This is a genomic window from Endozoicomonas sp. ALB115 (genome assembly GCF_049310245.1).
Classification (GTDB): domain Bacteria; phylum Pseudomonadota; class Gammaproteobacteria; order Pseudomonadales; family Endozoicomonadaceae; genus Endozoicomonas.
In genome coordinates this window covers 181,217-193,763 of record NZ_JBLYZG010000001.1, presented here as the reverse complement: position 1 = coordinate 193,763, position 12,547 = coordinate 181,217, and the positions used below count along the sequence as shown (strand labels likewise).

The window sequence follows — 12,547 nt, the reverse complement described above, 5'->3', positions numbered from 1 at the left end:
TTGTACATATCAGGCAGTTTCTCTGGCCAGAACTTGCCATCCATCTCTGCATGCACGATCTGCCAAAAGTATGTCTACACGTTAGTTTGAAGGGGCTGCATTGTGCTGAATCGTGACAGATTAAACAGTCAACGCCGTCTGTAACACCCATATAAAAAAACTCACTGTTTCAATTTCTGACATCTGGTATTGTATCTGCTGACATCTGTATCTGGTTTTGGTTCCCTATGGGGACCGGGAACTATGAAGAGTACTCTTAAGGGGGTCCGCCTAAAATTCGGCCAATAAACAGGGAAGTCTATTCTCAGTCAGCCTCCTGAGCGCTTTTCTGTGATTCAAAAGCAGCACTGATTAACTCTCGTGTATAGGCTTCTACAGGCTGGTTAAAAATCTGTCGGGTAGTTCCCTGTTCGACAATCTTTCCCCCCTGCATCACGACAATTCGATGACTCATGGCTTTCACCACCGCCAGGTCGTGGCTGATAAAAATGTAACTGAGGTGGTATTTTTTCTGCAGGTTGCGCAGTAAATCGATGATCTGGGATTGAACGGTTCTGTCCAGCGCAGACGTTGGCTCGTCCAGCACCATCAGTCTGGGTTTCAGCACCAGAGCCCTGGCAATGGAGATACGCTGGCGCTGGCCGCCGGAAAACTCATGTGGGTAACGGTGACGATACTCCGGGTCAAGGCCCACATCCTCCAAGGCAGCGATGATCTGTTCATCACGATTGGCTTCAGTGGCCAGTTTATGAATATCAAGGCCTTCACCAACAATATCAGCAACCGTCATGCGTGGGCTGAGACTGCCAAAGGGATCCTGAAACACGATCTGCATTTCCCGTCGCAGTGGCCGGAACTGGTCCTGGTTCATCGTGTCGATACGGGTATCTTCAAACCTGATCAGGCCCTCTGACGTCTGCAGTTTCAACAGGGCCATGCCCAGGGTTGTTTTACCGGAACCGGACTCACCAACAATACCCAGGGTTTCGCCCTGGTGAATGGTGAGCGATAAATCAGTGACTGCCTTAACATGGCCTACGGTTTTTTTGAAAAAGCCTTTTTTGATCGGGAACCAGACTTTGATCTTTTCACCAGTGACCAGCGGCGTGGGGTGTTCGTTCAGTGGTTCAGGTTCTCCGTCAGGTTCGGCATTGAGCAGGTCGATGGTGTAGGGGTGTTGGGGCGCTGTGAACACGGATTCGGTGACGCCCTGCTCAACAATGTCACCGTTTTTCATCACGCAGATTCGATCCGACACATGGCGTATCAGATTAAGGTCGTGACTGATAAACAGAATGGCCATACCCAGTTTCTGCTGAAGGTCCGCCAGCAGACTGAGAATTTGTCGTTGCACGGTTACATCCAGGGCGGTGGTTGGTTCATCGGCAATCAGCAGTGTTGGTTCACAGGCGAGGGCCATGGCAATCATGGCCCGTTGTCGCTGTCCACCGGACAGCTCATGGGGATAGGCCTTTAAACGGTTCCTGGCATCACGGATACCCACCAGTTCCAGCAGTTCCAGTGTCTTAGCCGTTGCTTCTGAGTTTTGCAGGCCAAGGTGTATAGCCAGTACTTCGCCTATCTGCTTTTCGATGGTATGCAGTGGATTGAGCGCTGTCATCGGCTCCTGAAAGATCATACTGATCTTATGGCCACGAATTTTGCGCATTTGTGATTTGGACAAATCCAGCAGGGCCTCATCGGCAAACGCTATTGCACCAGAGCAATGGGCGTTTTCGGGAAGCAGTTGCAGGATGCTCAGGGCAGTGATGGACTTGCCGGATCCGGACTCTCCAACCAGGCCAACGGTTTCTCCGGCATTGACAGAGAACGACACACCTTTAACGGCTTCAACACGGTGCTCACCCTGTTGAAAACCAATCCGGAGATTGTTAATGGCCAATAATGGCTTATCCATAAATGTTCGGTTCTCTTTAATAGTATTTTCTCGGGTCCAACGCATCCCGGCACGCTTCACCGATAAACACCAGTAACGTGAGCATAATGGACATGACCAGAAATGCGGTAATTCCCAGCCAGGGTGCCTGAAGGTTGTTTTTGCCCTGAGCAATCAACTCACCAAGGGAAGGGGAGCCAGCCGGCAGGCCGAAACCCAGGAAATCAAGGGAGGTCAGGGTGGTAATGGCTCCGGTCAGAATAAAGGGCATAAACGTGACCGTGGCGATCATGGCATTGGGTAAAATATGGCGGAACATCAGACGCCCATTGGTCATCCCCAGGGCCCTGGCGGCCCGAACATACTCCAGGTTTCTGCCCCGGAGAAACTCGGCACGCACCACATCCACCAGTGCCATCCACTGGAATAACAGCATAATACCCAGCAGCCACCAGAACCCCGGCTCGACAAAACTGGCAAGGATGATCAACAGGTAGAGATTGGGCATGCCCGACCAGATTTCAATAAAACGCTGTCCGAATAAATCGATTTTGCCGCCGTAAAAGCCCTGCAGAGCGCCAACCGCAACACCGATGATGGTACTGAAAAAGGTCAGTGCCAAACCGAAAAGTACCGAAATGCGGAAGCCGTAAATCACCCGGGCCAGCACATCACGCCCCTGGTCATCGGTGCCCAGCCAGTTGTCAAGGGAAGGGTGGGCGGGGGCAATACGGGCGTAATTTATGGTGTCGTAACTGTAGCGAATGGGCGGCCAGAGCATCCATCCTTTGGGCTCGACCAGTTCTTGGGCAAATTCCTGTCGGTAGTCCATTTCCAGTTCAAACTCTCCGCCAAAGGTGGTTTCCGGATAGGTAACCAGGGTCGGGAAATAGGGGCTGCCATCGTACCAGAGCAGCAGCGGCTTATCGTTAGCCACCACCTCTGCCAGCAGGGTTATGACGAAGAGAATGCTGAATAGCCAGAGCGAAATATAGCCCCGGCGATTCTGCTTGAAATTCTGCCAGCGGCGCTGGTTGAGCGGATTAAGTTTGAACCTTGTCATTCCACGTCAGTCCCTGGCTTCGAAATCAATACGGGGGTCCACGACGACATAGGTGAGATCGCCGAGGAGTTTGATCAGCATACCCAGCAGGGTGAAGATATAAAGAGAGCCAAACACCACGGGATAATCCCGGTTGATGGCCGCTTCATAGCCAAGCAGTCCGAGCCCATCCAGAGAAAAAATGATTTCAATCAGCAAGGAGCTGGTAAACAGGATGCCAATTAATGCCGCAGGGAAGCCGGAAATCACCAGCAACATGGCATTACGGAAGATATGGCCGTACAGGACTTTACGGTCATCCAGTCCTTTGGCCCTTGCGGTTTGCACATACTGTTTATGGATTTCATCCAGGAATGAATTCTTGGTCAGCATGGTCAGTGTGGCAAAACCACTGATGACCATACAGATGATGGGCAGTATCATGTGCCAGATATAGTCCTGTATCTGACCCATAAAACTTAATTCCTCGAAGTTGTCCGATACCAGCCCTCGCAGTGGGAAAACGTTCCAGTAACTGCCTCCGGCAAACAGCACGATTAACAGAATGGCCAGAAGGAAGCTTGGAATCGCATAACCCGTGGTGATCACAGCGCTTGACCAGATATCGAACCGGCTGCCGTGTTTCAATGCCTTGCGAATACCCAGCGGAATGGAGATCAGGTAGATGATCAGGGTGCTCCACAGGCCCAGTGAAATCGAGACCGGCAGTTTCTCCTTAATCAGGTCCACTACTTTGGCATCGCGGAAAAACGAGTCGCCAAAATCAAAGGTCAGGTAGTTTTTGATCATCTGCACAAACCGCTCATGGGCTGGCTTATCAAAGCCGTACAGTTGCTCGATATCCTTGATCAGTTCCGGGTCAAGACCTCTGCGACCGCGATATTCACCGCTCTCATCCAGACTCATCTGTTGGACTTCGGCATTACCGGAGCCTCCGATTCGGCTGATGGCGTTGACTTCAAAACCCTCAAGTTTGGCAATCATCTGTTCCACCGGGCCGCCGGGGGCGGCCTGAATGATAACAAAGTTCACCAGCATGATTCCGAACAGGGTCGGGATCATCAGGGCAAGTCGGCGCAAAATATAGCTGCTCATGGAGGGTTCCTGTTAACGGTTTTTTCTGCGGCGATAAATCCAGACAGGAATAAGGCCCAGCAATATCAGTGCTGAGTATAACCATGAACGGTCGTTTTCAGCGTTACCGGCGGGTTCGCTGGCATCGCCAGTGTTCCGGGATGAATGGGTTGTTGCATCCGGTTGATTGTCGATCCACCAGGTATAAATGTCGGTACTGTACAAAGGTTCTGATTCTGGCCTGATTAATCGGCTGGAATGGGCGATTCGGTCATAAGGGTAGTACCACTGGGGAATCAGGTACTCACCCCACAACAGCACCCGGTCCAGCGCTTTTACTGCAGTGGTAAGCTCCTCTCTGCTGGTGGCATCAATCACATGGTCAATCATGGCATCCACTACCGGATCTTTGATTCCCATGTAGTTACGGCTGCCTTTGGTGTCTGCCGCTTTACTGCCCCAGAACCCCGTCTGCTCATTACCCGGAGAGGCCGATTGGCCATAGCCGGCAACGATCATGTCATAGTCAAAGTCACGAATACGGTTGATGTATTGGGAGATATCAACGGTTCGGATCTTCAGTTCAATACCCATTTGTTCCAGATTTTTCTTGAAAGGCAGCGCTACCCGCTCAAGAGAGGGTTGTCCGAGCAGTAACTCAACCTCCAGGGGTTGGCCATTGTTATTGACCAGCTTGTTGTTCTCAAGGGTCCACCCTGCTTTTTTCAATAGCCGCAGTGCTTTTTTCAGTTGCGGCCGGATATTGCCGGAACCATTAGTCACCGGAACGCTATAGGGTGTGGTAAAGAGTTCTGCCGGTAACTGCTTGCGCCAGGGCTCAAGGAGTTTCAGTTCATCCCCCTCAGGAATGCCGGTGGCTTCCATGCCTGAATTGCCAAAATAGCTCGTCGAACGAAGGTAGCTGTCATGGAAAAGGTTACGATTCAGCCATTCGAAATCCATGGCATAGCCCATGGCTTTTCGGACCAGGGGATCCTGCAGGAAGTCCCGTCGCAGGTTGAAGGCAAAGCCCTGGATAGGCGCAGGGTTTCGGGTAGGGATGGTGGCCAGAATCAGTTCGCCGTTGTGAACCGGGGGCACGTCGTAGGCAGTGGCCCAGTTTTTGGCAATATTTTCATAGCGCAGGTCATATTCGCCCGCTTTCAGTGCCTGCAGGGCGACATGTTCGTCCCGGTAGTAGTCGTAACTGACCTCATCAAAATTATATCGGCCCCTGTTAACGGGTAAATCTTTGGCCCAGTAATCCTTGACCCGCTGATAGGCAATGCTCCGGCCGCCATCAACACTTTTAACCTGATAGGGGCCACTGCCCAAAGGGATTTGGAGTGAGGCAGAGGAAAAATCATTCTCATCCAGTTCCCAGTGATGTTTCGGAAGAACAGGCAGCTCTGACAGAATAAAAGGCAGTTCAGGGTTATTGCTATGTTTGAATGTGAATTTGACCCGACGATCAGCAAGCACGGTGACGGTGTCCACATCGGAATAGTAACTGCGGTAGAAAGGGTGCCCGTGACGGGTCAGTAGTTCAAAGGTGTATTTTACATCGTCAGCAGTGATCCGCTGACCATCGTGGAAACGGGCGTCGGGGTTCAGGTTAAAGGTGATGCTGCTGTTATCAGGGGCTTTTTCTGCGGACTCGGCGATGAGTGGGTAGAGGGAAAAAGGCTCATCACGGCTCTGGGTCATCAATGTGTCATAAATAAGCGCGATACCGCTAACCGGGGTTCCTTTGTTGGTGTATGGATTGAGGCTGTCAAAGGTACCACTGGCAGCCATACGAATACTGCCGCCTTTGGGGGCCTCAGGATTGACATAATCAAAGTGCGTAAAGGGCTTGCTGCCATATTTCGCTTCACCGTGCAGCACCAGTGACGTTTTAGCGATGACCTCGTGCTCTGACCCGGTGGTATTTCCAGAGGCAGTGGCTGATGACCCGCTGGAATAAGAGAGAGTCACCCCAAGGGTCAGCGCTGCAAGTGTAAGATAACCAGAATTCATGACCATCATAAGCAACCGTTAGTGTTGAAAAATCTCTGTGCAGTCTTGTATATAAGTAATCGTTCTAATATAGACTGAACCATGGATGGTTGTTAAGTACCCGTCAGGCCGGACTTATATCAATATTCCCGCCACCAGGTACTTAAGCCATTGTCAAAAGGTGGGGCAAGCTCAGGGTGTTGCAGTCCTGGCCAGTAAACCATTGGCCAGTAGGGCAGGTACCATTGAGGAATGACCGCGTAGTGCCAGAGTACGATCCGATCAATGGCCCGGGTGTAAAGAGTCAGCTCTTCACGGGTTGTTGCCATGATGGCGTTATCAATCATACGGTCCAGCGAGTCGAGTTTAATGCCGGAAAGGTTTTGTCCCGCGTCACTGTCTGCGCTGGCGCTGCCCCAGAAATTTTTTAACTCGGTACCGGGGGTAATACCGGGGTAAAAGCCGTGAATGATCATATCAAAATCAAACGTGCGGAGACGATTGATGTACCGCGAGGCATCTACGGTATTGATGCTGGCGGCAATACCCAGTTCACTGAGATTACGAACGAATGGAATCACAAAGCGTTCATGTTCAGGGTCAGTCAGCAGAATCTCAAACTTCAGTGGTTGACCATGGGGATCAACAAGAGTTTTGTTGTTGTAGCGATAACCGGCTTCTTTCAGCCATTGGAAGGCCCGAGTCTTGTTATTTCGCCAGTTGCCTGAACCGTCTGTCTGAACCGGCTCCCAGCGGGCGGTAAACAACTTATCAGGAAGCTCATCCTGCCAGGGAGCCAGTAACGCCTTCTCTTTTTCAGAAGGAGGCCCATCAGCGGCGAGGTCTGAATTAGAGAAAAGACTGTAGGCCTGATAATACATACCAAAAAACAGGTGTTGATTCATCCAGTTGAAATCCAGCGCCTGGGAAATGGCTTTTCTGACTGTTCGGCTGGCAAAAACCGGTTTTCTCAGATTGAATACAAACGCTCGCATGCCCAGACTTTTGTTGTTTATTTTTTCCTGAATGAATTTTGCTTTGCCTGTCTGCGTTGGTTTATACGCCTGTGACCAGCTTCGGGGATTGGCATCAATACGGAGGTCGTACTCTCCTTTTTTAAAGGCCTCAAGGGCAATGCCATCATCCCGGTAGTAGTCGGTTCTGAGGAGATCAAAATTATGTCGACCTTTGTTGACGGCCAGGTCAGCTGCCCAATAATCCGTAACACGTTCATAGGTAACAAAGCGTCCGGGGCTGAACTCTTTTACCCGGAAAGGTCCACTGGACAGTGGGGGCTTCAGTGTCGCCTTGAAGAGATCACGCTCTGGCTGCTGCCAGTAGTGCGCTGGCAGCACCCTGAGTTGCGAGAGTCGAAGAATCAGACTTTTGGCTGGTGGCTCGGAAAAACTGAAACGAACGGACGTAGGCGATAGTGACTCGACATTCTCAATGATTCCATAAAGATGCCTGTAGTGAGGTGGGCCTCGTTTCTTCAGTGATTGAAAGGTATAGACAACATCTTCTGAGGTAATCGCGTGTCCATCATGAAACCGGGCATGGGGATTCAGATGGTATATGACCCATCGAAAATCCTCCGGATACTCAATTTGCCGGGCGATCAGGCCATAGACTGAATAGGGTTCATCACCGGCCTTGACCATCAACGGGTCATAAAGAAAGTAGCTGCCATCCGCCCAGTTGCCTTTTGGGGCAAACGTATTAAACGTATCAAAACTGCCGACAACGCCTTTTCTCAGGGTACCGCCTTTGGGGGCATTGGGGTTGGCATAGCCAAAGTGGGTAAAATTCTCAGGATATTGCAGCGAGTTATGAAAGCTCAGGCCATGGGCTTTGGTCGAATTGATACCAGCGGGGTTCGCGAAAGCATACACAGAGTAGATAAGACTGATAAATAGAAATCCATTTTTCAAAAAGTCAGTCATCCAGCGAGTTCCTTGCAATTAGCCACACTTATTGGTTTTTCTGATACCACCAGGTACTCAAATCCAGTGCATAGGGCGCAGGATTTTTCGGGTACTTCAGTTGCTGTTTGTGGACTATCAGCCAGTGGGGCTGGTACCACAGGGGCAGTACATAGTGGTTCCAGAGAATGATTCTATCCATGGATTTGACCAGCGTTAGCAGTTCCTCCCGGGAGTTGGCCCGGGGTATTTTCTCCGTCAGGCTATCAATGGATTTCAGCTTGATACCGGCAATATTTCTGGAGCCGTGCTGGTCAACGGTCGCTGAACCCCATAAGCTGGCCTGTTCTGTGCCGGGAGAGGGCGTGTGGGGAAAGGTGTACAGAACCATATCAAAGTCCTGGTTTCTGAGCCTTTCAACATATTGGGCAGCGTCTACGGTTCTTATATTCAGTCTGATCCCCATGCTTTCCAGTGTCTTTTGTACTGGAATAAAGATCCGTTCCTCTTCAGAAGAGGATAACAGGATTTCAAGCTCCAGCGGTTTGCCGTTCTGGTTCACCAGCTGGTTGTTGTTGATGGTCCAGCTGCTCTGCTTTAACAGCGATAGCGCTTTTCTTTTGCGATCCCGGCGGGTCATCCCGGGCTCATTCCCCGGTGGAGTCCATGCCTGATCCAATGCTTGTTTCGGAATTTCATGTTTCCATACTGAGAGCAATTCTGTTTCCTGTTCTGAAGGTTTTCCCGAAGCTCCCAGTTCTGTCCCGGCAAAAACGCTGTCTGCCCGATGGTACATACCATGGAATAGGTGTCGATTGATCCAGTCAAATTCGATGGCGTATCCCAGAGCTTCTCTGACCCCCGGCTCTGATAGAATCTCTCTTCTGGCGTTATAGGTGATGGTTAAGGTCTGCGGGTTATGATTGCTTAAAGATGTGCGAATTAATTGGTTTTTTTTCAGTGCTTCATCCCGTATCTGGTCGTGCCAGACGCGAGGGTCGCTGATGGTTTTGAGATCGTATTCTCCTTTCTGCAGTGCTTCTAAAAGGACATGGCTGTTTCGATAATATTCGTATTGAATGCGGTCAAAATTGTGTCTTCCCCGGTTAACGGGCAGATCTTTCCCCCAGTAGTTGTCGACCCTGGCAAAGGTTATTGAGCGGCCGGGCTCTATTTTAATCGGTTTATAGGGGCCACTGCTGACAGGAATCTCCATGCCGGGAGAAGAGAAATCACGGTTTGCCCAATAGTGTTTGGGAAGAATGGGCATTTGCCCCAGAATCAATGGCAGTTCCCGGTTATTGCTGTGCCTGAACACAAAAAGCACTCTGTGGCTGCTGGTGGCTTCTACCTTCTCGACATCCTGATAGAACTGTTTATAAAACGTTGACCCTTTTTCCCGGAGCAGGTCAAAACTGAACTTAACATCGTAAGCGGTGACGGGTTGACCATCATGGAATCGGGCCGCCGGGTTTATGGAAAAGGCTGCCCAGGTGTTATCAGGGGCAAGTTCTATACTCTCTGCAATCAGGCCATATTTGGTCAGGGGCTCATCCCAGGATCTGGCCAGTAACGTGTCATACATCATATAACTGCCAGCCGCGGCTGTGCCACGATCTATATAGGGTACAAGGCTGTCAAAATGACCAATAACGCCCTGTTTCAGCTCACCACCTTTTGGTGCATCGGGATTAACATAGTTAAAGTGCCGGAAGCTCTCAGCATACCCGGGCTCACCATAAAGGCTGATGGCGTGTCTTAGCCTGCTGTTCTGGTCGGCTGCAGATAGCATTGGACTGATACTCAAGACACAGATGATCAGCGGTGTTGTTAATCTGAAGACGGTAAACCCCATAGCCGTAATTCCGATGTCTGTTCTTAAAGACTTATCTTATTTTTGGGAGAGATGATCAAAGCTCAGGACCTTCCAGCAGAAAGCTATCAGGATAGCATCTGCCGGAAAGGTGGGGGAGTCAGAAGCTGCGGGTTACATTGACAAATAATGTGACCTGCTGGCCGGGGTGAATAAATTTGCCACTCATATCGCTGTTCCAATCTCTGATCTGGGCGACATTCACATTAAACTTTGAGGCAATTTTGGCCAGGGAGTCACCGGAACGGACTTTGTAGTGTACCTTTCTCACAACCGCATTTTGTGAATCCTGTTTCTTCCAGACCACCAGCTTCTGATTAATTCGCAGCGTATCTTTGGGAGACATATTGTTCCAACGAGCCAGCTCGTTAACACCAACCTCGTACTTTTGGGCAATCGTCCAGAAGCTGTCGCCAGACTTTACCAGGTACTCAACTTTGTAACGGCCATTCACCGAACGATCTTGCTTTGCTGCAAGGCGCTGGCTGGCACTGAGTGTGTAACTTTCTGCGGTTTTCGCGGCTACCGGGATCATCAGGCCCTGACCAATACGGATAATGGTTCCGCTGAGTTTATTGGCCTCGGTAATGACATTGACACTGGTCTGGTATTTCATGGCAATGGTGCTCAGGGTATCACCGGTACTGACTGTGTAGCGATCCCATTTTACCCGTTTCTCCGGCGGCAGGTTTGCCAGCTGAGTCCGGAAATGTTCAGCATGAGTGACTGGAACTACCAGGTGGTGAGGCCCCTCCGGTGGCGTTGACCAGCGGTTCAGCCCGGGGTTGAGTCGGTAGAGTTCTTCCAATTCGACCCCCGACAGTTTGGCTGCCTTGGCCATATCCAGCTGACCACTGGTATCTACCTTGGCGAAGTAGGGCTTATTGGGAATTTTGTTCAACTGGACGCCATGTTTGGATGGGTTTCGAACCACTTTACCAAGGGCGATCAGTTTCGGCACATAGGCCGTGGTTTCTCTGGGAAGGTCAAGTGCCCAGAAACGGGTAGATTTACCGAGCTTTTTGTTTTTCCGAACAGCCCGCTGTACCCGGCCGGGGCCAGAGTTAAACGCTGCCAGTGCCAGCTCCCAGTCGCCAAACCTGTTGTACAGGGTTTGCATATAGTCCAGTGCTGCACGGGTAGAATGTACCACATCCCGGCGACCGTCATACCACCAGTTCTGATGGAGGCCGTAGTGTTTACCCGTTGCCGGCATAAACTGCCAGAGCCCTGAAGCACCTGCATGAGAGTAAGCGAAAGGATCGAAGCTGCTCTCTACAATGGGCATCAGTGCCAGTTCCAGGGGAACATTTCTCGCTTCCGCTTCTTTGACAATAAAATAGAGATAGGGCTCTGAACGTTTGGAAATCTGGCTGAAGTAAGACTTGTGACGTTTATACCAGTTCAGTTCAGCCTGAATTCGCGGGTTATTCTGGTCAAGATCCATTGCCAGACCTGACTGAATGCGAACCCACAGGTCGTCGATGACCACCGGTTCTTTTTTTTCAGGCGTTATCTTCTCCGGTGTGGTGACCTCCGCTTTTTCCACAGAAGGCTTTTCAACAATAGGCCTGGTTTCTTTCTTGACCGTGGATGCCGAAGATGAGGGCGAGTTACTCACCAGCTGACAACCCGTCAGAAACAGCGAAAGGGCCAGCGTTGGCAGAGTCCGTCGGGGTGGGCCAAAAGTAAATCGCTGGCCTGTTAAGTAGGGGGCTTTGGTCATATATAGGGTTCTGAGTATTATCAGTTCATTATTTTACCACTATCAAAAATTATCCTTCCATGCTCGGATTACCCTTAGAACGTCGATGGGGCTGGCACTTGAGGACGGATCCCTGTCAGAGGCGGCTTGAATAACTTCCGGTTGATCTGATCTGAGGAACGGATTTGTGTCCAATTCCTTTCTCAGGGTTGAGGGCACGGTAGGCCGGTTTTCAGAGCGTAACTCAGCAACTTGCATAACCTGTTCCTGTAGCTTTCGGTTATTTGGCTCCACTGACCGGGCAAATTCAAGATTGGCCTGGGTGTATTCATGGGCACAGTAAATCCGTGTATGGCCAGGGAGTGAAGCCAGTCGGGACAGACTGCTGTACATCTGTTCTGCCGTCCCTTCAAATAATCGGCCGCAACCACCAACAAATAGAGTGTCTCCACAAAAAAGCGCTGGATTTTCATCCTCGCCGGAATCGGTAAAGTAAGCAATATGGTCCAGTGTGTGGCCGGGAGTGGCCAGAATTTTAAACTGGCAGGTGCTGAGCTCAACCGTATCATTATCACGCAAAGGGTGAGTGATTCCCTTGATGTCCGGGTTATCAGGACCGTAAACCGGAATATTTCTGTTGCGGGTCAGTTCAGCGACTCCGCCAATATGATCAAAGTGGTGGTGGGTAATGAGAATACCCACCAGATTGAGTTCATGATGATTCAGTGCCTGTTCAACTGGCCTGGCATCACCGGGATCAACCACAAAAACATCCCGGCTATCCGGTGAATGAAATATCCAGATGTAGTTGTCATTAAATGCGGGTATCGGAGATATAATCAGCATCGCCTTGAATGTCCTTTCTTTCATCCCTGTGATCATCGTTGATACTGCTGCACAGGGAAGATCAGTTTTGAGCCTGTATGTGCTATGAGGTTGTCCGGTTGAAGATGTTATAGCCGATATCTGCTGATGTCATAGAATAATATTTTCTGTATAAACTCGATCTTAACGA

Annotated in this window: 8 protein-coding genes; all 8 read right to left on the bottom strand. The window is 50.3% G+C overall.

The features are described 5' to 3' along the window. Nucleotides 1-304 precede the first annotated feature (304 nt). Nucleotides 305-1,918 carry an ABC transporter ATP-binding protein gene (locus ACO6VE_RS00880; protein ID WP_422444853.1) on the bottom strand — a complete coding sequence of 538 codons (1,614 nt, stop codon included), beginning with the start codon at nucleotides 1,916-1,918 and terminating at the stop codon, nucleotides 305-307. Between the two features lie 16 nt (nucleotides 1,919-1,934). Continuing rightward, nucleotides 1,935-2,960 carry an ABC transporter permease gene (locus ACO6VE_RS00875; RefSeq protein ID WP_101745792.1) on the bottom strand — a complete coding sequence of 342 codons (1,026 nt, stop codon included), beginning with the start codon at nucleotides 2,958-2,960 and terminating at the stop codon, nucleotides 1,935-1,937. 6 nt (nucleotides 2,961-2,966) lie between these two features. Continuing rightward, the gene (locus ACO6VE_RS00870; protein WP_422459212.1) at nucleotides 2,967-4,055 is read right to left on the bottom strand and encodes a microcin C ABC transporter permease YejB; all 1,089 of its coding nucleotides are present in this window, start codon (nucleotides 4,053-4,055) and stop codon (nucleotides 2,967-2,969) included. 12 nt (nucleotides 4,056-4,067) lie between these two features. Then, on the bottom strand, nucleotides 4,068-6,053 hold the full coding sequence (locus ACO6VE_RS00865; RefSeq protein WP_422459210.1) for an extracellular solute-binding protein: 1,986 nt from the start codon (nucleotides 6,051-6,053) through the stop codon (nucleotides 4,068-4,070). Nucleotides 6,054-6,172: 119 nt separating this feature from the next. Next, entirely contained in the window at nucleotides 6,173-7,975 is a 1,803-nt protein-coding gene (locus ACO6VE_RS00860) for an extracellular solute-binding protein (RefSeq protein ID WP_422459208.1), read from the bottom strand. A gap of 28 nt (nucleotides 7,976-8,003) precedes the next feature. Continuing rightward, entirely contained in the window at nucleotides 8,004-9,746 is a 1,743-nt protein-coding gene (locus tag ACO6VE_RS00855) for an extracellular solute-binding protein (protein ID WP_422459206.1), read from the bottom strand. A 181-nt stretch (nucleotides 9,747-9,927) separates the two neighbouring features. Beyond that, nucleotides 9,928-11,553 carry a LysM peptidoglycan-binding domain-containing protein gene (locus ACO6VE_RS00850; protein ID WP_422459204.1) on the bottom strand — a complete coding sequence of 542 codons (1,626 nt, stop codon included), beginning with the start codon at nucleotides 11,551-11,553 and terminating at the stop codon, nucleotides 9,928-9,930. A 42-nt stretch (nucleotides 11,554-11,595) separates the two neighbouring features. Beyond that, the gene (gene gloB, locus ACO6VE_RS00845; RefSeq protein WP_422459202.1) at nucleotides 11,596-12,378 is read right to left on the bottom strand and encodes a hydroxyacylglutathione hydrolase; all 783 of its coding nucleotides are present in this window, start codon (nucleotides 12,376-12,378) and stop codon (nucleotides 11,596-11,598) included. Between the last annotated feature and the right edge of the window lie 169 nt (nucleotides 12,379-12,547).